General features: G+C 65.7%; 25 protein-coding genes and 1 pseudogene. 17 read left to right on the forward strand and 9 right to left on the reverse strand.

Annotation, left to right across the window (positions count from 1 at the left end):
* Positions 1 to 9 precede the first annotated feature (9 nt).
* Positions 10 to 489, reverse strand: a pseudogene (locus tag QZ471_RS09420) (NTP transferase domain-containing protein); the annotation flags it as partial.
* Positions 490 to 491: 2 nt separating this feature from the next.
* A complete protein-coding gene (locus QZ471_RS09425; protein WP_295463019.1) occupies positions 492 to 1,481 on the reverse strand; it encodes an XdhC family protein in 990 nt (329 codons plus the stop codon).
* 142 nt (positions 1,482 to 1,623) lie between these two features.
* On the opposite strand from QZ471_RS09425, the gene QZ471_RS09430 reads away from it, so the two are divergent.
* The 6 genes from QZ471_RS09430 (at position 1,624) to QZ471_RS09455 (ending at position 8,209) form a co-directional block, all read left to right on the forward strand.
* Entirely contained in the window at positions 1,624 to 2,496 is an 873-nt protein-coding gene (locus QZ471_RS09430; RefSeq protein ID WP_295463021.1) for a Ku protein, read from the forward strand.
* A gap of 11 nt (positions 2,497 to 2,507) precedes the next feature.
* The gene (gene ligD / locus QZ471_RS09435) at positions 2,508 to 5,081 is read left to right on the forward strand and encodes a DNA ligase D (protein ID WP_295463023.1); all 2,574 of its coding nucleotides are present in this window, start codon (positions 2,508 to 2,510) and stop codon (positions 5,079 to 5,081) included.
* A gap of 80 nt (positions 5,082 to 5,161) precedes the next feature.
* Positions 5,162 to 6,211, forward strand: coding sequence for an acyl-CoA dehydrogenase family protein (locus QZ471_RS09440; RefSeq protein WP_295463025.1), 1,050 nt, complete (start codon positions 5,162 to 5,164; stop codon positions 6,209 to 6,211).
* Entirely contained in the window at positions 6,199 to 6,960 is a 762-nt protein-coding gene (locus tag QZ471_RS09445) for a PIG-L family deacetylase (RefSeq protein ID WP_295463027.1), read from the forward strand. The genes QZ471_RS09440 and QZ471_RS09445 overlap by 13 nt, the downstream gene beginning before the upstream one ends.
* Entirely contained in the window at positions 6,957 to 7,556 is a 600-nt protein-coding gene (locus tag QZ471_RS09450) for a class I SAM-dependent methyltransferase (RefSeq protein WP_295463029.1), read from the forward strand. The genes QZ471_RS09445 and QZ471_RS09450 overlap by 4 nt, the downstream gene beginning before the upstream one ends.
* Positions 7,553 to 8,209 (forward strand): glycosyltransferase, encoded by a 657-nt coding sequence (locus QZ471_RS09455; protein WP_295463031.1) that lies wholly within the window; start codon positions 7,553 to 7,555, stop codon positions 8,207 to 8,209. The genes QZ471_RS09450 and QZ471_RS09455 overlap by 4 nt, the downstream gene beginning before the upstream one ends.
* 695 nt (positions 8,210 to 8,904) lie before the next feature.
* Here the strand turns inward: QZ471_RS09455 and QZ471_RS09460 are convergent.
* On the reverse strand, positions 8,905 to 9,699 hold the full coding sequence (locus QZ471_RS09460; protein WP_295463033.1) for a helix-turn-helix transcriptional regulator: 795 nt from the start codon (positions 9,697 to 9,699) through the stop codon (positions 8,905 to 8,907).
* 77 nt (positions 9,700 to 9,776) lie between these two features.
* On the opposite strand from QZ471_RS09460, the gene QZ471_RS09465 reads away from it, so the two are divergent.
* The gene (locus QZ471_RS09465) at positions 9,777 to 10,787 is read left to right on the forward strand and encodes a bile acid:sodium symporter family protein (RefSeq protein WP_295463035.1); all 1,011 of its coding nucleotides are present in this window, start codon (positions 9,777 to 9,779) and stop codon (positions 10,785 to 10,787) included.
* 24 nt (positions 10,788 to 10,811) lie between these two features.
* On the opposite strand, the gene gorA is transcribed toward QZ471_RS09465, so the two are convergent.
* Together gorA and galU are read right to left on the reverse strand one after the other, a co-directional pair.
* Positions 10,812 to 12,185, reverse strand: a complete 1,374-nt coding sequence (gene gorA / locus QZ471_RS09470; protein ID WP_295463037.1) for a glutathione-disulfide reductase — start codon at positions 12,183 to 12,185, stop codon at positions 10,812 to 10,814.
* A gap of 126 nt (positions 12,186 to 12,311) precedes the next feature.
* Entirely contained in the window at positions 12,312 to 13,142 is an 831-nt protein-coding gene (gene galU / locus QZ471_RS09475) for a UTP--glucose-1-phosphate uridylyltransferase GalU (protein ID WP_058778310.1), read from the reverse strand.
* A 238-nt stretch (positions 13,143 to 13,380) separates the two neighbouring features.
* On the opposite strand from galU, the gene QZ471_RS09480 reads away from it, so the two are divergent.
* Together QZ471_RS09480 and QZ471_RS09485 are read left to right on the forward strand one after the other, a co-directional pair.
* Positions 13,381 to 13,863, forward strand: coding sequence for a hypothetical protein (locus QZ471_RS09480; protein WP_295463040.1), 483 nt, complete (start codon positions 13,381 to 13,383; stop codon positions 13,861 to 13,863).
* A gap of 156 nt (positions 13,864 to 14,019) precedes the next feature.
* The gene (locus QZ471_RS09485) at positions 14,020 to 14,394 is read left to right on the forward strand and encodes a hypothetical protein (RefSeq protein ID WP_295463042.1); all 375 of its coding nucleotides are present in this window, start codon (positions 14,020 to 14,022) and stop codon (positions 14,392 to 14,394) included.
* Here QZ471_RS09485 and QZ471_RS09490 read toward each other — a convergent pair.
* From QZ471_RS09490 to QZ471_RS09500, 3 genes are all read right to left on the reverse strand, one after another.
* Positions 14,381 to 14,716, reverse strand: coding sequence for an antibiotic biosynthesis monooxygenase (locus QZ471_RS09490; RefSeq protein WP_295463044.1), 336 nt, complete (start codon positions 14,714 to 14,716; stop codon positions 14,381 to 14,383). The genes QZ471_RS09485 and QZ471_RS09490 overlap by 14 nt on opposite strands.
* Positions 14,713 to 15,417 (reverse strand): hypothetical protein, encoded by a 705-nt coding sequence (locus tag QZ471_RS09495; RefSeq protein ID WP_295463046.1) that lies wholly within the window; start codon positions 15,415 to 15,417, stop codon positions 14,713 to 14,715. The genes QZ471_RS09490 and QZ471_RS09495 overlap by 4 nt, the downstream gene beginning before the upstream one ends.
* 604 nt (positions 15,418 to 16,021) lie before the next feature.
* Positions 16,022 to 17,059 (reverse strand): NADP(H)-dependent aldo-keto reductase, encoded by a 1,038-nt coding sequence (locus tag QZ471_RS09500; RefSeq protein WP_295463048.1) that lies wholly within the window; start codon positions 17,057 to 17,059, stop codon positions 16,022 to 16,024.
* Positions 17,060 to 17,260: 201 nt separating this feature from the next.
* Between QZ471_RS09500 and QZ471_RS09505 the strand changes: the two genes are divergently transcribed.
* The 6 genes from QZ471_RS09505 (at position 17,261) to tcyN (ending at position 22,668) form a co-directional block, all read left to right on the forward strand.
* On the forward strand, positions 17,261 to 18,400 hold the full coding sequence (locus tag QZ471_RS09505) for a glutathione-independent formaldehyde dehydrogenase (protein ID WP_295463050.1): 1,140 nt from the start codon (positions 17,261 to 17,263) through the stop codon (positions 18,398 to 18,400).
* Positions 18,401 to 18,567: 167 nt separating this feature from the next.
* Positions 18,568 to 19,221, forward strand: a complete 654-nt coding sequence (locus QZ471_RS09510) for a 7-cyano-7-deazaguanine/7-aminomethyl-7-deazaguanine transporter (protein ID WP_295463052.1) — start codon at positions 18,568 to 18,570, stop codon at positions 19,219 to 19,221.
* Positions 19,222 to 19,338: 117 nt separating this feature from the next.
* Positions 19,339 to 20,334 carry a D-cysteine desulfhydrase gene (locus QZ471_RS09515; RefSeq protein WP_295463054.1) on the forward strand — a complete coding sequence of 332 codons (996 nt, stop codon included), beginning with the start codon at positions 19,339 to 19,341 and terminating at the stop codon, positions 20,332 to 20,334.
* A 104-nt stretch (positions 20,335 to 20,438) separates the two neighbouring features.
* Positions 20,439 to 21,236: a cystine ABC transporter substrate-binding protein gene (tcyJ, locus tag QZ471_RS09520; RefSeq protein ID WP_295463056.1), complete on the forward strand. Its 798-nt coding sequence runs from the start codon at positions 20,439 to 20,441 to the stop codon at positions 21,234 to 21,236.
* Positions 21,233 to 21,907, forward strand: a complete 675-nt coding sequence (gene tcyL / locus QZ471_RS09525) for a cystine ABC transporter permease (RefSeq protein ID WP_295463058.1) — start codon at positions 21,233 to 21,235, stop codon at positions 21,905 to 21,907. Before tcyJ ends, tcyL begins: the two co-directional genes overlap by 4 nt.
* Positions 21,904 to 22,668: an L-cystine ABC transporter ATP-binding protein TcyN gene (tcyN, locus tag QZ471_RS09530; protein WP_295463060.1), complete on the forward strand. Its 765-nt coding sequence runs from the start codon at positions 21,904 to 21,906 to the stop codon at positions 22,666 to 22,668. The genes tcyL and tcyN overlap by 4 nt, the downstream gene beginning before the upstream one ends.
* On the opposite strand, the gene epsC is transcribed toward tcyN, so the two are convergent.
* Positions 22,659 to 23,603 carry a serine O-acetyltransferase EpsC gene (gene epsC, locus QZ471_RS09535; protein WP_295463062.1) on the reverse strand — a complete coding sequence of 315 codons (945 nt, stop codon included), beginning with the start codon at positions 23,601 to 23,603 and terminating at the stop codon, positions 22,659 to 22,661. The two genes, tcyN and epsC, sit on opposite strands and share 10 nt — an antisense overlap.
* Before the next feature lie 114 nt (positions 23,604 to 23,717).
* Between epsC and sseA the strand changes: the two genes are divergently transcribed.
* Both sseA and ahpC read left to right on the forward strand, forming a co-directional pair.
* On the forward strand, positions 23,718 to 24,569 hold the full coding sequence (gene sseA, locus QZ471_RS09540) for a 3-mercaptopyruvate sulfurtransferase (RefSeq protein WP_295463063.1): 852 nt from the start codon (positions 23,718 to 23,720) through the stop codon (positions 24,567 to 24,569).
* A 169-nt stretch (positions 24,570 to 24,738) separates the two neighbouring features.
* The gene (gene ahpC / locus QZ471_RS09545; protein ID WP_007161854.1) at positions 24,739 to 25,302 is read left to right on the forward strand and encodes an alkyl hydroperoxide reductase subunit C; all 564 of its coding nucleotides are present in this window, start codon (positions 24,739 to 24,741) and stop codon (positions 25,300 to 25,302) included.
* Positions 25,303 to 25,364: the final 62 nt, after the last annotated feature.

Consider the following 25,364-nt stretch of genomic DNA (forward strand, 5'->3'; position numbering starts at 1 on the left):
CAACAGCCGTTTCGCTCCTTCGTCGCCACTCAACTGGCCAAGCGCAGCGGCATAATTCCGACCAAAGCACACGGGATGCCCACGGCGCCCCGCGTGAACCGGCACGACGATTCGCTCGGGCCGGTTCAGCTCCAGCACCTGGCGAGCGGTCGTCGGATGAATGAAGGGCATATCGCCCAGGGCCACCAGCCATCCCCCGGCCGCGGACGTCGCCCGCACCGCGGCGGCCAGGCTGTCGCCCATCCCCGTGGTGGGCAGGCTCAACACCGGCAGCCCTTCCTGGCGAGCCAAGTCCGCGCGCCAGGGCGTGTCGCGGGAAACCACGGCCAGGCAAGGCAGGCCCAGCGTCTTCCAGAGGAGGAAGGTTGCCTGCAAGACGCTCAATTCGGCCAGCCCAGGTAGCGCCGCCTGGAGCTTGTCGCCCCCGCCCGCCGCGCGAAAGCGGCTGCCGGCACCGGCAGCCAGGATGATGATCTGTACCGGTGCCACCTTCAGGCGACCTGCTCCACCGCCACCAGGGCCCGCTTCTTCTGGGTGAGGGCGATGCCGTTCTTGACCGCCACCACCTCGGCCAGCAGCGACAGGGCGATTTCCGGCGGCGTATGGCTGCCGATGTGCAGGCCGATGGGCCCGTGCAGGCGATTGATGGCCGCAACCGGCACCTCCAGCTGCAGCAGTCTTTCGCGGCGCTTGTCGTTGTTGCGCAACGAGCCCAGGGCACCAACGTAGAAGGCGTCGGATTGCAGCGCCGTGAGCAGCGCCAGGTCGTCCAGCCGCGGATCATGGGTCAGGGCTACCACGGCGGTGCGCTCGTCCGGGCGGATCGCCAGCACGGCGTCGTCCGGCATACCGGCGATGAAACGTGCCTGGCGCGTTTCCCAGCCCAGGCGGAATTCCTCGCGCGGATCGCAGACCAGCACCTCGAAATCGAGCATGGCCGCCATGTCGGCCACGTACAGCGAGAGCTGCCCGGCGCCGATCAGCAGCAGGCGCCAGCGCGGGCCGTGGACCAGGCGCAACCGTTGGCCGTCCAGCGAGACGGGCTCGTCCCGGGTCGCCGGGGAGATCCGCACCTCGCCGGTGGCCAGATCCACCTCGCGCAGCGCAAGCTCATGGTGGTCACAGCGCTGCAGCAACTGCTCCAGCCATTGCCAGTCCTCGACCCGTTCCTGCACCAGGCGCAGGGTGCCGCCGCAGGGCAGGCCGAAACGCGCGGCTTCGTCGCCCGAGACGCCATAGGTGATGACCTCAGGGCGTTCACCGGCGAAATGACCGGCGTGCAGGCGGGCGATGAGATCGTCCTCGATGCAACCGCCGGACACCGAGCCGCAGACCTGGCCATCGTCCCGTAGCGCCAGCATGGCACCCGGCGGGCGCGGCGAGCTGCCCCAGGTCTGTACCACGGTGAACAGGCTCACACCCTGGCCGGCCTGGCGCCAGGCCAGGGCGGTGCGCAATACCTCTTGATCGACACTGTCCACGCCTACTCCCCTCTACCCTGCGCCTGCGGCGGCAAAATCATCGTTCGGGGGTAGAACCCAAGGACGAAGCGGGGTTCCCCGCGGCGGAACCCTGTGTATCGCCGGCCTATCCATAGGGGACACCCCACCCAGGAGAACGCCCATGCCCCGCTCGATCTGGAAAGGCGCCGTCAGCTTCGGCCTGGTGCACATCCCCGTTTCGGTCGTTTCGGCGACCCGCCCCTCGGGGCTCGACTTCGACTGGCTGGACGATCGCAGCCTCGATCCGGTCGGCTACAAGCGCATCAACAAGAACACCGGCAAGGAGGTACCCAGCGAGCACATCGTCAAGGGCATCGAGCACGGCAAGGGTCAGTACGTGGTGCTCAGCGACGACGAGATCCATGGCGCCCTGCCCGAGGCGACCCGCACCATCGACATCCTCGCCTTCGTCGAAGCACGGGAAATTTCCATCCTGCACTTCGAGAAACCTTACTACCTGGCGCCGGACAAGAACGGCGAGAAGGTCTACGCCCTGCTGCGCGACACCCTGAGCGCCGCCGGCAAGGTCGGGGTGGCCAATCTGGTCATGCACACCAAGCAGCATCTCGCGGTGATCATGCCGCTGGGCGACGCCCTGGTACTGAACACCCTGCGCTGGGCCGACGAGGTGCGCTCGGCAGAAGACGTGGGCCTGGACGGCTTGGGCGCCAAGGTGACCAAGAAGGAAGTGGACATGGCCCAGCGCCTGGTGGACGACATGACCGAAACCTGGGACCCGGCCCAGTACCACGACACCTTCAAGGACAACGTGATGGCCCTGGTCGAGCGCAAGCTCAAGGACGGCAAGCTCGAAGCCGTGACCGAAGAGCCCGAGTCCGAAGACAGCGGCGCGGATGTCATAGATCTGACCGAATTGCTGCGCCGCAGCCTGGGCGGCAAGGGTAAGGACAAGGCGCCCGCCAAGGGCAAAACCACCGCCCGCTCCACCTCTCGCCGCAGCGCCTCCGCCAGCCGCACGCGCAAGGCCAAGTGAGGACTGCATCCATGGCCAGTTCGTCCAGCGAATACAACCGCAAGCGCAACTTCGACATCACCGCCGAGCCCCGCGATGAACCCGAACGTCGGCGCAGGAAGAAGGGCACCCTGAGCTTCGTCATCCAGAAGCACGACGCCCGCCGCCTGCACTACGACTTCCGCCTGGAGCTGGACGGCACCCTCAAGAGCTGGGCGGTGCCCAAGGGGCCCAGCCTCGATCCCGGCGAGAAACGCCTGGCGGTGCAAGTGGAGGATCATCCCCTCGCCTACGGCAGCTTCGAAGGCAACATCCCGGAGGGCCAGTACGGTGCGGGCGACGTCATCGTCTGGGATCGCGGCGAATGGCAGGCCGAGGGCGATGCCACCGCAGCCTATGCGGCCGGCAAGCTCAAGTTCGAACTCAAGGGCGAGAAGCTGCATGGCCACTGGACCCTGGTTCGCACTCGCCTGAAGGGCAATGGCGACAAGCCTCAGTGGCTGCTGATCAAGGAACGCGACGACGAAGCAAGAGACAGCGCCGACTACGAGGTGACCGTCGCCGAGCCCGACAGCGTGTTGAGCGACAAGACCCTGCCGCGCTTGGCACAGCCCAAGGCCAAGACCAAGCGCAAAACCACCGCCAAACCCAAGGCCGCCAAGCCAACCAAAGCGCCGGCCCGCCAGACCACGGCCAAGGCGCGCAAGGCCAAGTTGCCGGAGGCCCTCGAGGCGCAACTGGCGACCCTGGTCGACAGCCCACCCGCCGGAGACTGGCTGTACGAGGTGAAGTACGACGGCTATCGCCTACTGGCCCGTATCGAAGGCAGCGAGGTCCGTCTCTTCACCCGCAGCGGCAATGACTGGACCGCGCGCCTGCCCGAACAGACCCAGGCCTTGGCCGCGCTAGGCCTGGAGAATGCCTGGCTGGACGGCGAGATCGTAGTGACCGACGAGCGTGGCGTCTCCCGCTTCCAGGCGCTGCAGAACGCCTTCGAGACCGGCAAGGCTAGTCGCATCGTCTATTACCTCTTCGACGTGCCCTATTTGAACGACGCCGACTTGCGCGAGGTGCCCCTCGAACAGCGTCGCGACCTGCTTGGCAAGCTACTGGAAGAACGTAATGACAGCGACCTGTTGCGCTTCTCCGAGGCCTTCGAGGTGCCGGCCGACCGCATCCTGGCCAGCGCCTGCGAGCTGGGCCTGGAAGGGGTGATCGGTAAGCGCCTCGGCAGCCCCTATAGGTCCCGGCGCAACAAGGACTGGATCAAGCTCAAGTGCGCCCACCGCCAGGAGTTCGTCATCATCGGCTACACCCCGCCCAAGGGCGGCCGCCAGCACCTGGGCGCCCTGCTGGTAGCCCTGCATGACGACCAGGGCCGTCTGCGCTATGCCGGCAAGGTCGGCACCGGCTTCACGGCGGCGAAACTCAAGCAGCTGCACGAGCGATTCCAGCCACTGATCATCGACCGACCTCCGGTGGTGGACCCGCCCAAGGGCGCGGCCTATCGGCAGGTGACCTGGCTCAAACCCGAGCAGCTGTGCGAGATCGCCTATGCCGAGATGACCCAGGACGGCATCGTGCGCCAGGGTGTCTTCCACGGCCTGCGGGACGACAAGCCGGCCCAGGAGATAGCTCTAGAAATGGCGACGCCGGCGCGTGAAGCGGAACGACCCGACACCGCTCCGCGCAAGGCGAGTGGCAAAGCCAAGGACGCCGAGGTGGACGGCGTGCGCATCAGCCACCCGGAGCGGGTCATCGACGAGGCCAGTGGCGCCCGCAAGTTGGACGTGGCCCGCTATTACGCGGCCGTGGCGGACTGGCTGCTGCCGCACCTGGCCGACCGGCCCGTCGCCCTGGTCCGCACGCCCGAGGGCATCGCTGGCGAACAGATCTTCCAGAAGCACAAGCAGACCCTGGCGATTCCCCACATCCGCGAACTAGACCCCGCGCTGGACCCGGGCCACGCCCCCTTGCTGGCCATCGACAACCGCGACGCCCTCATCGGCGCGACCCAGATGGGTACGGTGGAGCTGCATACCTGGAACGCCACCGCCGACCGCATCGAGCGACCCGACCGCTTCATCCTCGATCTCGATCCCGACCCCAAGCTGCCCTGGGCGCGCCTGCTCGAAGCCACCCACCTGGTCCTGACGCTGCTCGACGAGCTGGACCTGCAAGCCTTCGTCAAGACCAGCGGCGGGCGCGGGCTGCACTTGGTGGTACCCCTGGAACGGCGCCACGACTGGGATACCGTCAAGGCCTTCGCCCAGGCCGCGGCTCAGCACCTGGCCGCGACCCTGCCCAAGGTCTTCGTCGCCAAGATGGGCGAACAGAATCGCCGGGGCCGCATCTTCGTCGACTACCTGCGCAATCGCCATGGCGCCACCACGGTCAGTGCCTTCTCGTTGCGCGCCCGCCCGCACCTGGGCGTTTCGGTGCCCATCGCCCGTACCGAACTGGAGCGGCTGGAACGAAGCGACCAGTGGCACTTCGACACCCTGCTGAGCCGTCTCGAAGGGCTCAAGGACGATCCCTGGGCCGGCTATACCGAAGCGCGCCAGGGTCTCACCGCAGCACGGCGCAAGCGACTGGGTGTCGGTTAGGGCCCCACCTGCCGTCGCCAAGGTCCAGTCCTAGCGAAACCCCTTATCGCTGCCCGTGGTCTGCACTAACGAGCGTTGTCGTGGACAGCGCCGTTGTCAGCCATGGGATGGAGCCGATGTCGATCGATCTGGATAGCCTCCAAGACACCCTGGACGAGTGGACCTATGACGAGGTCACTCCAGCGTTGCTGCAACAACGTCTGCAGATTATCAATCAGTGTGGTTTGGACCGTCTGCCACTGCCGGGACAGGGACAGACGCTCGACCGCTGGCGCGCGTTAGCGATGGTGGCCAATCATGACCTGGGCCTGGTCAAGCTGTACGAGGGCCACACCGACGCTCTCGCCATTCTGAGCGAACTGGATGGCGCCATCCCGCCCCAACTCAGTCTCTGGGGCGTCTGGGCCGCAGAACCGCCGGATGCACGCTTGCTGGTGCGCTACGGCGCCGACAGCATGGTCACCCTGCACGGACGTAAATCCTGGTGCTCGGGTGCCGCCTTGGTCAGCCATGCCCTGGTCACCGCCTGGATGGACGATCACCCGATGCTGGTGGCGGTGGAGATGAACCAGCCGGGCGTCGAAGTTACCCAGGATGGCTGGCGCGCCATCGGCATGCAGGCCACCGGCAGCGTCGATGTGCTCTTCGACGGGGCCGCCGGAGTGCTGGTCGGCGCCCCCGGTCGCTACCTGCACCGCCCGGGGTTCTGGCACGGCGGTGGCGGTATCGCCGCCTGCTGGTACGGCTCGGCGACCGCGCTGGCCAACACCCTGCGCGCCTATTGCAAACGCCATCGCGAACCTCATGCGCTGGCCCATCTCGGCCATGTGGACGCCGCCCTGCTGGGCGCGGCCACCGCCCTGCGGCAAACGGCAGAGTGGATAGACCGCAACCCCAACGCCAATGCGCGCTATCCCATCTGCCAACTGCGGGCACTGGTGGAGCAGTGCGCCGAGATCGTCGTGCGTCATACCGGACGCGCCTTCGGCGCCGCTCCCCTGTGTCGTGACGCCTACTGCGCACGCCACATGGCCGACCTGCCCGTCTATCTGCGCCAGAGCCACGCCGAACGTGACCTGGCCGTGCTGGGCGATCTGAATCTGTTGGAGGGTGCACCTTGGCAACTGTAGGAGATCGCCAGATCGAGGGCGCGGGTACCACACCCGAGGCCTGGGCCCAATGGGCCGGCTTTTCCACCATGGCCGAGATCGAGGCGGCCCAGCTCGTCCCGGCCGGTCACCGCGCAGTAATCGTCGCCCCCCATCCGGACGACGAGATCCTCGGCTGCGGTGGCCTGCTCCATCTCCTCGGTGAACTCGGCCGGCGGCTCGCCCTGGTCGCGGTCACCGATGGCGATGGCAGCCACCCGCATTCCAGCCTCTGGCCGGCCAGCCGGCTGCGCAACACCCGGCCGCTGGAGACCCGCGAAGCCTTGCGCCGACTGCGCCTGGAGCGCGCCACCGTGACCCGCCTGGCGATCCCCGATGGCCAGGTTAGCGAACAGGAAGAGTCCCTGAAGCAACGCCTGCTGGATGTTCTCACGCCCCAGGACGTGGTTTTCGTCACCTGGCGCCTGGACGGCCATCCCGATCACGAAGCCACTGGCCGCGCAACCCTGGCAGCCTGCCAGCAACGCGGCGCCCGCTGCATCGAGGTACCGATCTGGACCTGGCACTGGGCGACGCCCGGTGATGCCCGGGTGCCCTGGGAACGCGCGCACCGCCTGAATCTGGACGCAGACGTGCTGGCCTTGAAGAAGCAGGCGGTGAATGCCTTCGGCAGCCAACTGAGCGCGGACGCCAGCACCGGCCAGGGCCCCATCCTGCCGCCAGCGGTGGTGGCCCGCCTCACCCGCGCCTGGGAGGTCTATCTGCTGTGACCGTCTCCATGAGCTACTTCGACTCGCTCTACGCCACCAGCGCCGATCCCTGGGATTACCGGCACCGCTGGTACGAGGCGCGCAAGCGCGATCTCACCCTCGCCAGCCTGCCCCACCGCCGCTACGCCAGGGGCTACGAGCCAGGCTGCTCCACCGGCGAGCTGTCCCGGCGCCTGGCGGAGCGTTGCGACCAGTTGCTGGTCAGCGATGGCAACGCCTCCGCGGTAGCCACTGCCAGCGCCCGACTGGTCGACCAGCGCCACGTCGAGATTCGCCAACTGCTGCTGCCGGAGGAATGGCCGAGCGGCTCCTTCGATCTCATCGTCATCAGCGAGATCGGCTACTACCTTGGCGAGCGCGGCCTCGCGGCCCTGTTGGATCACGCCCACAGCGCCCTGCTGCCCGGTGGCGTGCTGCTCGCCTGCCACTGGCGCCACCCCATCGAGGGCTGCGCCCTGACCGGTGACGAAGTGCATCAACGGCTGGGCGCCCTGCCCGGCCTGCATCGCCTGAGTCAGCTCGAAGAAGCCGACTTTCTCCTCACCCTCTGGTCCTCCGATCCCACCTCCGTCGCCCGCCGGGAGCAGCTTCTATGATAGGTGTCGTGATACCCGCCCATAACGAAGAGCAACATGTCGAACGCTGCCTGCTGTCGGTCCTGCGCGCAGCCCGGCATCCCGCCTTGCTGGGGGAAGACGTGGAAGTCGTCATCGTGCTGGACAGCTGCACCGACGGTACCGCCGAGATCGTCCGGCGCCTGCCGGTGACCGTACTGGAGGTCTGGGCCTGCAACGTCGGCATGACCCGCGCGACGGGGGCCGCGTACCTGATCCAGCGCGATGCCCGCTGGCTGGCCTGCACCGACGCGGATTCCGAAGTCGCCCCCGATTGGCTGGCTGCGCAATTGGCCTATGGCGCAGACGCCGTGTGCGGCGTGGTGGAAGTGGACGACTGGACCCCGCACTCCCCCAGCCTGCGTGCTCGTTACGAAGCGGCCTATCACGATCGCGAGGGCCACCAGCACATCCACGGCGCCAATTTCGGCATCGCCACTGCGGCCTATCTGCGCGCCGGCGGCTTTCCCGCCATGGCGGCGAACGAAGACGTCAGCCTGGTGGCAGCGCTCAAGGCTGATGGTGCCGACATCGCCTGGAGCAACCGCGTCCGGGTCCGTACCAGCTCACGCCTGGATTGCCGCGCCCGTGGTGGTTTCGGCGACTATCTGAGCCTGCTCGGCGCCACTGCCTAGCGTGTCGTACCTGGCAGGTACCTCGCTCGCCTGGCCTATCCAATCGCGGCCATGGCGGTCCGCCGCTGCAGCCGCTCCTACAGACACTCTAGGAGCGACTTTCTTTATCGCGGCCATGAGCCGCTCCTACGGTTACGTCGGTCCTGTAGGAGCAGCTGTCTTATCGCGGTAGGGATACATTAGGTAACGTGGAAAACGGCGCAGCCTTTTCCACCGGAGACTTTGTGGCGAGGAGGCGCTCTCCCAACCCTCTCCCGAGGGGAGAGAGGGCTATCCGAGCAGGCGTTCAGTTACATCAGTCATGGCAAGATCACGTTAAACCGGCGTGCCTCCTCCTGTAGGAGCGGCCCATGGCCGCGATAAGGAAACCCCAAGTCCGGCTTCAGGTCCGGCTACCGCGACCAGGCGCCACCCTGGTAACCCGTCGCAGCGCCGAACCGGACAAAGCCCCTCATCAATTCCTCGGCGAACGTCCGTACCCCACTAGACACCCAGGGCGAAGGCCCCAGGCGTCGCCCCGAACGTTAAACCGGCGTGCCTCCTCCTGTAGGAGCGGCCCATGGCCGCGATAAGGAAACTCTAAGTCCGGCTTTAGGTCCGGCTACCGCGACCAGGCGCCACCCTGATAACCCGTCGCGGCGCCGAACCGGACAAAACCCCTCGTCACTTCCTCGGCGAACGTCTGCAACACCCCACTAGACACCCAGGGCGAAGACCCCAGGCGTCGCCCCGAACTGACGGCGAAAGGCGGCGATGAAAGCCGACGGCGAGTTGTAGCCACAATCCAGCGCCACCTCCGTGACCGGCGCCCCACCCTCCAGGCGCTCCAGCGCGCTGATCATGCGCAGTCGCTGGCGCCAGGCTCTGAAGGTCAGCTGGGTATCGCGTTGGAACGCCCGACTCAGGGTCTTTTCCGATGCGCCGAGTACCTGCGACCACTGCGCCAGGGTGCGGTCATCGGCAGGATTGTTCGCCAGCGCCTCACAGAGCTGGCGCAGCCGACCGTCTTGAGGCGCGGGTAGCGACAGCCCGACCTCCGGGGCTGTGCGCAGTTGATCCAGCATCACCGACACCAGACGGCCTTCCGCGCCGTTCTCGTCGTACTCTCGGGGGAAGCCGCTGAAGGTCTTGATCAGCTCGCGAAACAGGGCACTCACCGCCACCACGCGACAGCGGCTGCCGACATAGGGCGCGGCCTCGGCACTGACGTATAGGCTGCGCATCTCCGCCCTGGGCGAAGACCGTACCTGATGCTCCACGTCCGCGGCGATCCATACCGCCCGTTGCGGCGGCGCCACGTAGCTGCCCTCGGCGGTGGTCACCGTGAGCACCCCGGTGATGGCATAGGACAGTTGCCCCCACGGATGACTGTGCCAGGGTGTCCAGGCCGGTTGCGCCAGGGATTCGACCCGCGCATAGAGCCGGCGCGGCAGGGTAAGCAGCTCAGGGACCGAACGTTCGACCGCAGCCTGTCCGTTGGACGACATCATTGGGGCTTTTCGCGTTAGTCGGATTGATTGCGGGACGATAGCCTTGAAGGCTATTCGCACACAACCTGAGAAAGACCATGGCTCGACCCCGTCTGCTGCCCGACAACTTCACCCTGATGCTGGTCGCCACGGTGATCCTCGCCAGCGTTTTGCCCTGCCAGGGCCTCGCTGCCCAGGTCGCCAACGTGGTGACCAACATCGCCATCGCCCTGCTGTTCTTCCTGCACGGCGCCAAGCTGTCGCGCCAGGCGCTGGTGGCCGGCGTCACCCATTGGCGCCTGCACCTGCTGGTCTTCGCCTTCACCTTCATCAGCTTTCCGCTGCTCGGCTGGGCGCTCCAGCCGCTGCTGGCTCCCCTGGTGACGCCCGAGCTCTATCTGGGCGTACTGTTCATGTGCGCCCTGCCGGCTACCGTGCAGTCGTCCATCGCCTTCGTCTCCATGGCTCGCGGCAACGTCCCGGCTGCGGTCTGCAGCGCCTCGCTGTCCAGCCTGATCGGCATCTTCCTCACCCCGCTGCTGGTGCGGCTGCTGCTCGACGCCCACGGTGGCTCCGATGGCCAGAGCACCCTGGATGCCATCGTCAAGATCTGCGTCCAGCTGCTGCTGCCCTTCGTCGCCGGCCAACTGCTGCGCCCGGTGATCGGCCATTGGGTGGACCGCCACAAAGGCAAGCTGAAGTTCGTTGACCAGGGCTCCATTCTGCTGGTGGTCTACACCGCCTTCAGCGCCGCGGTCATCGAAGGGTTGTGGCGGGAAACGCCCGTGCTGTCGCTGGTCGGCCTGGTGTTCATCTGCGCCACCCTGCTCACCTTGGTGCTGCTGGCCACGCGCTACACCGCGCGACTCATGGGCATGAGCAAGGAAGATGAAATCACCGTGGTCTTCTGCGGCTCCAAGAAGAGTCTGGCCACGGGCGTACCCATGGCCAAGGTGCTGTTCGCGGGAAGCACCATGGGACCGGTGTTGCTGCCCATCATGCTGTTCCACCAGATCCAGCTGATGGTCTGCGCGGTACTGGCCCAGCGCTACGCCAAGCGCGAAGTGATTGACGCCGCGCCGGCGGTGGCAGCTCCCCTGCCCAAGTAACTCAGCCGCGAGCGAGGCGCCTGCTCAGCGCGCCTCGTCTTCGTGAATCGGCTTGCGCATCGTCACCCACTCTTCGGCCGCGGTGGGATGGATGCCCAGGGTGTCGTCGAAACAGGCCTTGGTCGCCCCCGCCTTGAGCGCGATGGCCAGGCACTGGATCTGCTCGCCGGCATCCGGCCCGACCATGTGACAACCCAACACCTGGTCGCTGTCGGCATCCACCACCAGCTTCATCAAGGTCCGTTCCTGGACGTCGGTCAGGCTCAGCTTGGTCGGCCGGAAGCTGCTTTGGAAGATCTTCAGCCGATGGCCACGCTCGCGTGCGTCCTCTTCGCTCAAGCCGATGCTGGCCAGATTGGGCAGGCTGAACACGGCACTGGCGATCAGATCGTAATTCAGCGGGCGATAGCTCTCCGGGTTGAACAGATGGCGCGCCAGGGTCATGCCTTCGGCCAGGGCCACTGGGGTCAGCTGCACCCGGCCGATCACGTCACCGATGGCATAGATCGACGGCTCCGCGGTCTGGAAGGTTTCGCTCACCTGCACGAAGCCACGCTCGTCCAGGGCCACGGCGGTATTCTCCAGCCCCAGGTCGTCCAGCATCGGCCGGCGACCGGTGGCATAGAAGACGCAATCGGCCTCCAGGACGCGGCCATCCTTGAGCGTCACCTGCAGGCTGCCATCAGCGACCTTGTCGATCCGCGCCACGTCGGCGTTGAATTGCAGATCATGGCCGCGCTTCTGCATCTCGTCCCGCAGATGCTCGCGCACCCCGCGATCGAAGCCGCGCAGGAACAGCTCCCGGCGGTACAGCAGCGTGGTGTGCGCACCCAACCCCAGGAAAATCGAGGCGAATTCCACGGCGATATAGCCGCCACCCACCACCACCACCCGCTTGGGCAGCTCCGGTAGGTAGAAGGCCTCGTTGGAGGTGATGGCATGCTCGCGGCCGGGGAAATCCGGCACGTCCGGCCAGCCACCGGTGGCGATGAGGATGCGCTCGCAGCGATAGCGCTGGCCTTCCACTTCCACGGTATGGGGATCGAGGATGCGCGCATGGGCTTCCAGCAGGGTCACCCCGCTATTCACCAGCAGCGCCCGATAGATGCCGTTCAGGCGACGAATCTCATGGTCCTTGCTGGCGACCAGGGTGTTCCAGTCGAACGCCGGTACCTCGGCATCCCAGCCATAGCCCCGCGCCTGGCGGAATTCATCGCGAAAGGAGGCACCGTAAATGAAGTATTTCTTGGGCATGCAGCCCACGTTCACGCAGGTGCCACCCAGGTAGCGGCTTTCGGCCACCGCCACCCGCGCGCCGAAATCGGCGGCGAAGCGCGCGGCACGTACCCCGCCCGAACCGGCGCCTATCACGAAGAGGTCGAAATCATAGGTCGTCATGGAACACTCTCTTGGCTTCTGCTGGCGTCAGCATAACGCAAGCCATCAGGGGTCGCGGCAGCGGTGGCCGACCACCAGAAACGACAAGGCCACCCGAAGGTGGCCCGATCGACTGCACGTGGCGGCTTACAGCGCCTTGTACAGGTTCTCGAAGCAGAAGTTGGTGGCTTCGACGAAACCTTCTGCGCTACCGCAGTCGAAGCGCTGGCCCTTGAACTTGTACGCCAGGACGCAACCGTCCTGTGCCTGCTTCATCAGGGCGTCGGTGATCTGGATCTCGCCACCCTTGCCCGGCTCGGTCTGCTCGATCAGGTCGAAGATGTCCGGAGTCAGGATGTAGCGGCCGATGATCGCCAGGTTGGAGGGAGCGTCCTCCGGCTTGGGCTTCTCGACCATCTTGTTCACGCGGTAGATGTCGTCGCGGATCATCTCGCCGGCGATCACGCCGTACTTGTTGGTCTCGTTGGCCGGGACTTCCTGGATGGCCACGATGGAGCAGCGGAACTGGTTGTACAGCTTGACCATCTGCTTGAGGACGCTGTCGCCTTCCAGGTTCAGGCAGAGGTCGTCCGCCAGCACCACGGCGAAGGGCTCGTCACCGATCAGCGGGCGGCCGGTCAGGATGGCGTGGCCCAGGCCCTTCATCTCCACCTGACGGGTGTAGGAGAAGGTGCAGTTGTCGATCAGGTTACGAATGCCGACCAGGTACTTTTCCTTGTCGGTGTTCTTGATCTGGCTTTCCAGCTCGTAGCTGATGTCGAAATGGTCTTCCAGCGAACGCTTGCCACGACCGGTAACGATCCCGATCTGATGCAGACCCGCTTCCAACGCTTCCTCCACGGCGTACTGCACCAGAGGCTTGTTCACGATGGGCAGCATTTCCTTGGGCATGGCCTTGGTCGCGGGGAGAAAACGAGTGCCATAGCCGGCTGCCGGAAACAGACATTTGGTGATCATGGGAGTCCTTTGATCTGACGTGGAGGCAAAACGAACGGCGGTCTATCCAGCCGCTTGTCGCATACAATGCCCGAAGCGCGCGACGCTGGAAATAGCCAGACGAGGGCGCTCAGTGGACGTGCGGATACGACTCCAGGATTCCCCTCTGGTTCTGCGCAAAGCGTCAAAGAACTGCTATCGTCCAAAGTTTGGAACCAGCGTCACGACTCCGCGGATAGATCTCGACATGAAGAAATGGATGCTCCCGTTGCTGTGTGTTTCCCTTGCCGGCTGCTCCCTGAGCGGCCATCACGAGGCAGCCGAAACGCGCCCGCTCAGCGAGGAACAGACCACCCTGCTGCGCCAGAATGACCTGCTACAGGCCAAATTGCTGGTGCTCGGAGGCAGTGAAGAACAACTCCGCCTCGCCGATGCCCTGCTGCTGCGCAATGGTGGCCAGAGCACCGATGGCGAAGTGGAGTTCTACCGCGCGGTGATAGCCATCAAGCAAGGCCCGCAGACCGACGACGTCCTGGACCTGCTCAATCGCTCGGCCGACCGTCGCTATCCGCTGGCCTATGCCTTGCTCTATCGGATGTACGCCGATCCCTTCCTGATCGCCGAGGCCGACCCCATCCAGGCGCAGACCTACAAGAGCGCCTATGCGGAGCTGGCGGTAGCCAAAAGCGGCTATCCGTCCTTCGAGAAGGCCGTCGAAGTCACCCGCCAGCTGGCTCCCTGAGGCCCCAGCCGCCCCTCTGGTACGACCTTTTGCGGCCGTTCACACTCTGGCGATGGCAAATGAGGCGCCGTTCGGGCTTTGGCAGGATGAATGATATCAATTGGCCGCATAGAGATAGCATCGCGCTACCTCGTCATGCAGCCAAGAGCCTCGTCCATGTCCACGCTTGGCAAGACCTCTCCCGACATCGCTGCCCCTCGCCAGGCGACTCGCCGCCTGGTCCTGGCCCTGACGGCCATTCTGGCGCTCGCCCTCCTGCTCACCCAGCTACCGACCTTCATCAATGCCTCCAGCGGCGAGACCTGGCAGTTGCGTGGTGGCCCGATCCCGCTCATGCAGAACCCCTCCATGCCCGAGCGCAGCGTGCTGGCCAACCGGCAGCGGATCGCCATGCTCAAGCCCGGAGATCGTGTGCTAGTGCTGGAGAGTCTTCCCTTTCGTCCGTGGAAGAAGGTGATGGTGGTGGGCGAGGACGACCACATCGGCTGGATCCGTGTCACCCCGGCACTGGGCGCGGTCAGGGTGCAGTGACGCCACCCGCTGGCCGCGTCGACAGCACCTGCGCGATCCTGGTGACGTGCCAGAGATACCAGCTCTCACGCCCTAGCCGCTGGGCCTCGCGATGCTCGGGATGGGCACTCCAGGCCGCAGCGGCGGCCTGGTCTACCCAGTAGGACAGGGTGATGCCCACCCCATCGCTGCCCCGCGCCGACTCCACGCCGATAAAACCGGGCTGCTCGGCTGCCAGCGCCAGCATACGCTCGGCCATCCGCGCGTAGCCCTGATCTTCCGCCGAGCGTTGCGAGATGAAGACGACCACCACGCAACCCTCGGGCAGCTCCAGCCGGTTCATAGCTCACCCCCGCGCCGAGCGACGACCGCCTCCAACCAGGCGCGTACCGCCAGCGGAACCCGACCGTCGAGCGCCTCGCGCTCGGGTTGGTACAGGGTACCGAAATGACACGCCTGGCCTGCCAGTTCGAAGGCCACTGGTAGTCCTTCGTCGTCCCACGCCAGGATTCGCCAGCCCGCCGCGAGCAGTGCCGGCAGGTAGTCAGGATTCACCCCGAACCGGCAGTGATAGGCGGCCTCTGCCTCCTCCCGGCCATCCGCCCCTATCAGTCGCGAACCGGGTAGCAGCCTGAGTCGATTGCGAAAGTCGATGCGCGCACAGCTCAAGGGCGTCAGCAGCGCTCGCTGGGCCGCAGGATCTTCCTCAGCGTGGGCCACGTCAGACCATCCCGGCAGCGTCCGCGCCTGTTCCAGAAGGGCATGCTGCAAGCCGCCACAGGTACCCAGGAAGGGGATGTCTCGCTCGCGAACCGTGCGAATCACGGCTAGCGCGCCCTCGCGATTCCGGTAAGGGCTGCCCGGTACGCACCAGAGTCCGTCGCAGTCGGCGAGCGCGCCGTCCGCCATTTCGGTGGGTAGCCAACGCGTTCGCAGCGAAATGTCCAGCGCCGCGGCGGCAAGCGCCAGCGCCTTGGGGATGGCCTGGTGCGCGACGATGGTGGGGTCTTGGTCACCCAGCAGCACAATTTCATACGAGGACATGGCGTACACCTGCAATAGCGAGTCGAGGTCCGCGCCACCTTAGAATGGCGGGTGCAGGTGTTTAATAGGCGTTGGGGTAAGGAGGACTGGCGCCCGTGCACTATCGTCTGGCGCAGAGCGCTCTCGTCCTGATCCTGCGCCACCCTCGCCCGGACGACAGCCCTGCTGGCACAGGACACCTCATCATTCGGGGACGACCGCGGAGGCACCGCTGGAGGCCCGGCCGGGGGTGATGAACGGTGACGTGGTCTGGTGCGCTTGAGCACCACCAAGGTGATGCTCGCAAGCCTTCTGCTAGCTAGCGCCGCTGTCCGAACTGCGGCAGCTTTACCCAAGCTTCCGCTGAGCTGCGCACCGATAACGCCTTCCTCGCACCTGCGCAGGCCTTCAACCAGCTTTGATCTATTACACCGGCCTCGGCGCCGCCTGGTTACCCGGCTATCTGAGCGCCCCGCCTGATCCGCACGCGCAGGCCCCGGGATCTACCAGCGGCCGGCCTCTAGCGCCTGGTGCGGCCGGGCTGTCGGGCGATACGCCCGGTACCGGCACCAGGCACCAGGCACCAGGCACCAGGCACCAGGAGACGCCCTCGCGAGCGGCTGGCTCAGGGCGCCGGATTCGGCTGGGCGACGTGGATGGCCTCGATGGCCCGCAGCGTCTCGGCATCCAGCTCCAGTTCGCTGCTCGCCAGATTGCTTTCCAGCTGGGCGATCGAAGTGGCGCCGATGATATTGCTGGTCACGAAGGGCCGGCTGGTGACGAAGGCCAGGGCCATCTGCGCCGGGTCCAGACCGCGCTCGCGGGCCAGTTCGACATAGGCCTGGGCTGCGCGTTGCGCCTGGGGGTTGCTGTAGCGCTGGAAGCGCTCGAACAGCGTCAGCCGGGCACCTGCTGGCCGTGCGCCGTCCAGGTACTTGCCGGCCAACACGCCAAAAGCCAGCGGCGAATAGGCCAGTAGCCCGACTTGCTCGCGAATGGCCTGCTCGGCCAGGCCCACCTCGAAACTGCGATTGAGCAGGTTGTAGGGATTCTGGATCGAGACCACCCGCGGCCAGCCTCGGGTTTCGCTCAGATGCAGGAACTGCTGGACGCCCCAGGGCGTTTCATTGGAGAGCCCTACATGACGCACCTTGCCCGCACGGACGAAACCGTCCAGGGCTTCCAGCGTCTCCTCGAAGGGCGTAAAGGCCGCGTCGCTGTGCTCATAGCCCAGTTGGCCGAAGAAGTTGGTGCGCCGATCCGGCCAGTGCAGCTGGTACAGATCCAGATAATCGGTGTTCAGGCGCTTGAGGCTGGCATCCAGGGCGGCGGTGAGGTTGGCCTTGGTGAATTCCAGGCCGCCATCGCGGATGTAGTCCATGTCGCGGCCAGGGCCCGCGGCCTTGCTCGCCAGCACCCAGTCGGCCCGGTCACCGTGCTGACGGAAGTAGTTGCCGATGATGGTCTCGGTACGGGTATAGGTTTCCGCCCGCGGCGGCACCGGATACATCTCGGCGGTATCCAGCAGATTGACGCCGGCCGCCTTGGCGACCCGGATCTGCTCGAAGGCTTCTGCCTCGGTGTTCTGCTCGCCCCAGGTCATGGTGCCCAGGGAAATGGCGCTCACCTTCAGCTCGGTTCGGCCCAGGGATCGATAGTGCATGGCAAGCCTCTTTCGCGGTTGAAACCGCAACGTTAACAGGACTTCCAAGCGCAGCCCAACTCGTCAGACAATTTGAACTCCCGCCTGAATCGGGTTGCCCTCCCCTTGGTGCAACGGCCATCGCCGCTTCGCCCACGGATGACCTCAACCTACCCAGGCGGGTGCCCGTAGAGGACCGGCGCGGCACTCCGGAGTGACATCATGAAAGCTGTGGTCTATCAGGGCCCGCGCGACGTCGCAGTCCAGAACGTCGCGGATGCCCGTATCGAAAAACCCACCGACGTCCTCGTCAGGATCACCACTACCAACATCTGCGGTTCCGACCTGCACATGTACGAAGGCCGCACCAGCTTCGAAAGCGGTCGGGTCTTCGGCCACGAGAATCTCGGTGAGGTGGTCGAGGTCGGCCTCGGTGTCGATCGCATCAAGGTCGGCGACCGGGTCTGCCTACCCTTCAACATCGGCTGCGGTTTCTGCGAGAACTGCGAGCGCGGGCTGACCGGCTTCTGCCTCACCGCTAACCCGGGCGTCGCCGGTGCAGCCTACGGCTTCGCCGACATGGGCCCCTACCAGGGTGGCCAGGCGGAATTGCTGCGAGTGCCCTACGCCGACTTCAACTGCCTGGTCCTGCCCGAAGACGCCGCGGAGCGCGAAGACGACTACGTGATGCTGTCCGACATCTTTCCCACCGGCTGGCATGCCACCGAGCTGGCCGGTCTGCGCCCGGGGGAATCCATCGCCATCTACGGTGCCGGTCCGGTCGGCCTCATGGCCACCCACGCCGCCATGATCCGCGGCGCCTCCGAGGTCTATGTGGTCGACGATCAACCCGATCGCCTGGCCCTGGCGGAAAAGCTGGGAGCCAAGGCCATCCATGCCAAGGAGGGCGATGCGGTCGAGCAGATCCTCAATCTCACCCACGGACGGGGTACCGATCGCGGTTGCGAGTGCGTCGGCTACCAGTGCTGCGATCACCACGGGCACGAAGTCAATCACCTGACCATGAACAACCTGGTGGCCTCGACCCGCGCCACCGGTGGTATCGGCGTGGTTGGGGTGTTCGTACCCCAGGACCCGGGCGGCCAGAACGACCTGGCCAAGCAAGGCAAGATGGCCTTCGACTTCGGCAACTTCTGGTTCAAGGGCCAGAAGATCCGCACCGGTCAGGCCAACGTCAAGAACTACAACCGCGAGCTGGCGCGGCTGATCCATGCGGGCAAGGCGCGCCCCTCGCAGATCATTTCCCATCGCCTGAGCCTGGCCGAGGCGCCAGATGCCTATCGCCATTTCGATGCGCGGGATGATGGCTGGACCAAGGTGGTGCTGAAGCCGGCCGCCTGAGCCTCTTCAACCTCATAGGGAGCGCTCCAGGAGGAGCCGCTCCCACCCTTCTGGCGCCCCCGGCAGCCGTTCGCTGGTGATAGGCGCCTTATTTAGGCTAGGATGGCGCCGCCCCGAATCCGGGGCCTGGGTTCCCTCACCCCAGGCACTTTCAAAAAGGCCCGCTCATGCTCGAACGTCTCGATTCCGCACGCCGCCCGGCGATCGCCGCGCTGGTCGCTTTCCACATCCTCATCATCATCGCCAGCAACTACCTGGTGCAGCTGCCGTTGCAACTCTTCGGCTGGCACACCACCTGGGGCGCCTTCAGCTTCCCCTTCATCTTTCTCGCCACCGACCTCACGGTGCGGGTCATGGGCAAGGCGCCAGCGCGCCAGGTCATCGCCCGGGTGATGATCCCGGCGCTAGTGGTGTCCTACGTTGTCTCGGTCCTGTTCCAGGACGGCCATTTCCAGGGCTGGGCCGCGCTGGCCGCGGTCAACGTCTTCGTCCTGCGTATCTCCCTGGCCAGCTTCTGCGCCTACGTCCTCGGCCAACTGCTGGACATCCAGGTGTTCGACCGCCTGCGCCGCTCGCGCCACTGGTGGCTGGCGCCAACCGTCTCCACGCTGTTCGGCAATGCCCTCGACACCCTGGCCTTCTTCTCCGTGGCCTTCTGGCACAGCGACAATCCCTTCATGGCCGCCCACTGGCCGGAGATCGCCCTGGTCGACTATGGCGTGAAGCTGACGGTAAGCCTGATCCTCTTCGTACCTCTCTACGGCATGCTGCTGCGGTCTCTGCTGCCCCAGGCGCTGGCGCGTCGCCCAGGCCTGGCTTGAGCCCGTAACGGCGGCCGTCGCGCCCTGGTTCCTGTACGAAAAGTCGGCGAGCGCCGGCACTTTTCGGTGAGAACCCGGGCCTAGAGTGAAGCTCCAGTCACTTAACCAGGTCTCATCATGCTCGCCACCGCCCTCGCCCGCTTTCCTCGCCTGGAATTGCAGCCCTCCGTCACCTCGCTGGACTTCCTGCCGCGGGTGTCGGCCGAGCTGGGACGACCGATCTACTGCAAGCGCGACGACACCACCAGCCTGGCCCTGGGCGGCAACAAGGTGCGCAAGCTGGAGTATCTGGTCGCTGAAGCCCTGGCCGAAGGTGCCGATACCCTGGTCACCGCGGGCGCCATCCAGTCCAACCACGTTCGCCAGACCGCCGCGGTCGCCGCCCAGCAGGGGCTGGCCTGCGTCGCCCTGCTGGAAAATCCCATCGCCACCCAGGATGAGGACTATCTCCACGGCGGCAATCGCCTGTTGCTCGACCTCTTCGGCGCCGAGATCCGGCCAGTGGCCGCTCTCGACGATCCGCACCACCAGTTGCTGGCCGAGGCCCAGCGCCTGCGCCAACTGGGTCGCAGGCCCAAGGTGATTCCCGTCGGCGGCTCCAATGCCCTGGGCGCCCTCGGCTACGTCCGCGCGGGCCTTGAACTGGTCGGGCAACTTGACGCTCTTGAACTGCAGCCGGCCGCCATCGTCGTCGCCTCCGGCAGTGCCGGGACCCAAGCCGGTCTGGACCTGGCCCTCAACGAGGTGCGCCCTGCCGTCCCGGTGATCGGCATCACCGTTTCCCGCACCGTCGACGAGCAACTACCCAAGATCACGTCGCTGCGGCAACAGTTGGCCGAGCTGCTCGGCCTCGCCGATCCTGCGGTGCCCCCGCGGTTGCGCGACGGCTACCAAGGCCCCCGCTACGGCGAGCCCAACCTCGGCACCCTGGCGGCCATCCGCCGGCTCGCTCGCCTGGAGGGGCTGGTGCTGGACCCGGTCTATACTGGCAAGGCCATGGCCGGCCTGCTGGACCTGGTCGCCCGCGACGAACTACCGCCCGGCCCGCTGGTGTTCCTGCATACCGGCGGTACCCCAGGCACCTTCGCCTATCGACAGTGGCTCGCCTGCTAGCGATGCGACCGCCAGTGGTGGCATAACGTCAGCATTTTTTCGACTAAGGCTGTCTGACCAGACACCTTCATAGTGGCGCCCCCATACCTACAAGGATCCCATCCATGCGCAAGCCCCTCTCCCACCGTCTGTTCCGCAGCGCTGCCCTGCTGCTCGCCCTGGGCCTGGCTCACCAGGCCACTGCCCAGGCGGAAGACCTGTTGCAGACCGTCAAGCAACGCGGTGAATTGGTCGTCGGCCTGGAAGGCACCTACCCGCCCTTCAGCTTTCAGGACGAGCAGGGCCAGTTAGCCGGCTTCGAAGTGGACTTCGCCAAAGCCTTGGCCAAGGAGCTGGGGGTGAAAGCCAAGATCGAGCCCGGCAAGTGGGACGGCCTGCTGGCGGCCCTGGAATCGCGCCGTCTGGACGTGGTGATCAACCAGGTGACCATCAGCGAGGAGCGCAAGAAGAAATACGACTTCTCCACGCCCTATACCGTCTCCGGCATCCAGGCCCTGGTGCGCAAGGACGACGCCAGCACCATCAAGACCGCCGCCGACCTCGCCGGCAAGAAGGTCGGTGTCGGCCTGGGTACCAACTACGAGCAATGGCTACGCCAGAACGTACCCCAGGCGGACGTCCGCACCTACGAAGACGATCCCACCAAGTACCAGGACCTGCGCGTAGGGCGCATCGACGCCATCCTCGTCGACCGCTTGGCCGCCCTGGAATTGCTGTCCAAGACCAAGGATAAGCTGGCCCTGGCCGGCGAGCCCTTCAGTCGCCAGGAGTCGGGCATCGCCGAGCGCAAGGGTGATCCGGAATTCCACGCTGCTGTCGACCAGGCGATCGCCAAGCTGCGCGCCGACGGCACCCTGGCGAAGATCTCCGAGAAGTGGTTCAAGGCCGACGTCACCCAATGAGCGGCACCCTGCAACTCCTCCTCGATTCGCTGCCCTTCCTGCTGAAGGGCGCGATCTGGACCGTGGTCCTGAGCCTCGGCGGCATGTTCTTCGGACTGCTGCTAGGCTTTGGCCTGGCTCTGCTCCGACGCTCCGCCAACCTGCTGCTGCGGAGCGTCGCGCGGCTGTACATCTCCTTCTTCCGCGGCACACCGCTGCTGGTGCAACTGTTCGTCATTTACTACGGGCTGCCCGAGCTCGGCCTACAGCTCGATCCGCTACCCGCGGCGCTGATCGGCTTCTCGCTGAACATGGCCGCCTACACCGCCGAGATCATCCGCGCGGCCATCGGCGCCATCGACCGCGGCCAATGGGAAGCCGCCGCCAGCATCGGCATGACGCCGCTGCAGACCCTGAGGCGCGCCATCCTGCCCCAGGCCCTGCGCATCGCTCTGCCGCCGCTGGGCAACAGCTTCATCGCGCTAGTGAAGGACACCTCGCTGGCCGCCACCATCCAGGTACCCGAGCTGTTCCGCCAGGCCCAGCTGATCACCGCCCGCACCTTCGAGATCTTCAGCCTCTATCTGGCTGCCGCATTGCTCTATTGGGTGCTGGCCAGCCTGCTGTCCACGCTGCAGAACCGCCTGGAACGGCACTACGGTCGCCACATCAACGAACGGGGTCAGTCATGATCGAGGTAGAGGGACTGTCCAAGTCATTCCGGCAACAGACCGTGCTGCAGGGCATCGACCTCAGCGTGGCCCAGGGCGAGGTGGTCGCCATCATCGGCCCCAGCGGCTCGGGCAAAACCACCCTGTTGCGCTGCCTGAATCTGCTGGAAACACCCGACGCCGGCACCATCCGCGTAGGCGATCTGAGCATCGATGCGGCGCGCCCCCTGAGGGCCCAGCAGGGGGCGATTCGCAAGCTGCGCCAGAGCGTCGGTTTCGTCTTCCAGAACTTCAATCTGTTTCCCCATCGCACCGCGCTGGAGAACGTCATCGAGGGGCCGATCATCGTCCAGGGGGAAAGCCGCGATACGGCCCTCGCCCATGGTCGCGAGCTACTGGCCAAGGTCGGTCTGGCGGACAAGGCCGACGCCTATCCAGGCCGGCTCTCGGGCGGCCAACAACAGCGCGTCGCCATCGCCCGGGCGCTGGCCATGCGCCCCCAGGCAATCCTCTTCGACGAACCCACCTCGGCGCTCGACCCGGAACGGGTGGGCGAGGTGCTGGAAACCATCCGCGACCTGGCCCGGGAAGGACGTACCCTGCTGATCGTCACCCACGAAATGGCCTTCGCCCGCGACGTCGCCCACCGGGTACTGTTCATGGACGGCGGGCGCATCGTCGAGCAAGGTAGCGCCGCCGAGGTCTTCAACCACCCCCGCGAAGAACGTACCCGGCGCTTCCTCGCCAAGTTCGTCCGCGACCAGGCTGCCGACTACTCCTGAGCCAAGCCGGCGCAGCCCTGCAGACTGGCCTGACTCACATTGCTGTTGGCCGGTACCCCATGGGTCAGCCAGACGTTGCCGCCGATAGTCGAACCCTGGCCGATGGTGATGCGACCAAGGATGGTGGCGCCCGCATAGATCACCACGTCGTCCTCGACGATGGGATGCCGCGGATGCCCCTTCTTGAGGCTGCCATCGGCGTCCGCCGGGAAGCGCTTGGCGCCGAGGGTCACGGCCTGATAGATGCGCACCCGGTCACCGATGATGCAGGTCTCGCCGATCACCACGCCCGTACCATGATCGATGAAGAAACCCTCGCCGATCTGGGCGCCGGGATGGATATCGATGCCGGTCGCCGAATGCGCCCGCTCACTGACCATCCGCGCCAGCAGCGGCAAGCCGCTGCGGTAGAAGTGATGGGCGATGCGGTGGTGGATCATGGCGTAGATGCCGGGATAGCAGAGCAGTACCTCGTCCACGCTGCGCGCCGCCGGGTCGCCTTGGTAGGCAGCGATGACGTCGGTATCCAGCAGACGCCGCAGGTCAGGCAGGGCCAGGGCGAAGGCCTGCACCAGGCGCCGGGCCTCGTCGGTGCGGTTGACGCCGTTCTCGCCCCGCTGCTTGGCGAAATAATCGAGTTCCAGCTTCGCCTGGATCACCAGGGCATTGAGCGCCCGCTCCAATTCGAAGCCCACATAGAAGTCCTCGCTCTCCTGCCGGAGCTGATCCGGGCCGAGGCGCAAAGGAAAGAGCGCACCGCTGAGGGATTCGATCACCGTTGCCATCACGCTCCGCGAGGGCAGTTCGCGCCCACTGAATTCGCGGAAGCGGCCGTGGGTCTCGCGCCAGTGGCTACGGGCGGCATGCAGCTCGCCCACGATGCGACCCAGCTGCCAATCATTGCCACCGGTGGATTGCCCGTTAAATTCGTTCATGAGTCTTCTATCCAGTTGCCAGACTGCCGAGGATAAAGTATCCGGTCATCCCTGACAGCCCACGCCGCCCAACGCGCGGTAAGCTGTCGTCCCTCGCCAACCAAGGAGCGCCCCATGCTCGCCTCCCCCCTGGTCACCGCTACCTGGCTGCAGGAACAACTGGGCCGTACGGACCTCATGCTGCTCGATGCCAGCCTCTACCTGCCCACCGAGCCCCAGGTAGCCGATGAGATCTACCGGCAGCAGCACCTGCCCGGCGCCCTGCGCTTCGACATCGAACGCTTCTCCGATCCGGATACCGCGCTGCCGCACATGGTGCCCAGTGTCGGTCGCTTCGCCCGCCTCGCCGGCGAGCTGGGCATCACTCCGGATACCTTCATCGTCGTCTACGACCAGAAAGGCCTGTTCTCCGCGGCCAGGGCCTGGTGGCTGTTCCGCCTGTTCGGTCACGAGCGCATCGCCGTGCTCGACGGCGGTCTGCCACTCTGGCGCAACCTGGGTCTGCCGCTCGAAGCCGGCGAGAACCACGCCGAACCTAAGCAACCGTACCCCACCGCCCTGAACTACCGCCTGCTCTGCGGACTGGGCGACGTCCAGACCGCTCTTAGCGTCGGCCAGACCCAGGTGCTCGATGCTCGCGGTGCCAAGCGCTTCGCCGGCGAAATCGCCGAGCCCCGGCCGGGTGTCGCCCCAGGGCACATGCCCGGCAGCCTCAACCTGCCCTACGACAGCCTGCTGAACGCCGACGGAACCCTGTTGCCACCGCAAGAGCTGCGCCAGCGCTTCCAGGCTCTCGGCGTCGACGGCCTGCACCCGGTCATCGCCAGTTGCGGCAGCGGCGTCACGGCAGCGGTGCTGTTGCTCGCCCTCAACGCCGCCGGGTTGCCGGATGGCAGACTCTACGACGGTTCCTGGAGCGAATGGGGCCAGCACCCGAGCACGACGAAAGTCCTGGGTCATGACTGAATCAGGCCTGGAAGCGCCTAAGTCACTGATTTGCAATAAACGCTGTAGTATTCGATAGAGACGCCCAATCGCCGACATCGCCTTTAACAATGAGGCGAATCGTCAAAAGGCGATTAGTATGCGTCCTATCGATTTCAACCCTTACCTTCCAACCCTCAAGGAGTCATCAATGTCCCTGATCAACACCGAAGTGAAGCCTTTCACCGCGACCGCTTACCACAATGGCAAGTTCGTCCAGGTGACCGAGGCCGATCTGAAGGGCAAGTGGTCCGCCATCGTTTTCTACCCGGCTGACTTCACCTTCGTGTGCCCCACCGAGCTGGAAGACCTTGCTGACCTGTACCCCGAGTTCCAGAAGCTGGGCGTCGAGATCTACGGCGTGTCCTGCGACACCCACTTCGCTCACAAGGCCTGGCACGACACCTCCGAAGCCATCAAGAAGGTCAACTACCCGCTGGTAGGCGACCCCACCGCTCGTCTCGCCCGTAACTTCGAAGTCCTGATCGAAGAAGAAGGCCTGGCCCTGCGTGGCACCTTCCTGATCAACCCGGAAGGCCAGATCAAGCTGTGCGAAATCCACGACAACGGTATCGGCCGTGACGCCAGCGAACTGCTGCGCAAGGTCCGCGCCGCTCAGTACGTCGCCAACCACCCGGGTGAAGTCTGCCCCGCCAAGTGGAAAGAAGGCGAAGCGACCCTGACCCCTTCGCTGGACCTGGTCGGCAAGATCTAACGCCCGCCCGATCTAGCCCGAGCGCCCGGGCGCCTTGCCCGCGCGCTCTTTTTTTGCCCATT

It is taken from the genome of uncultured Pseudomonas sp., from assembly GCF_913774235.1.
Lineage (GTDB): Bacteria > Pseudomonadota > Gammaproteobacteria > Pseudomonadales > Pseudomonadaceae > Chryseomonas.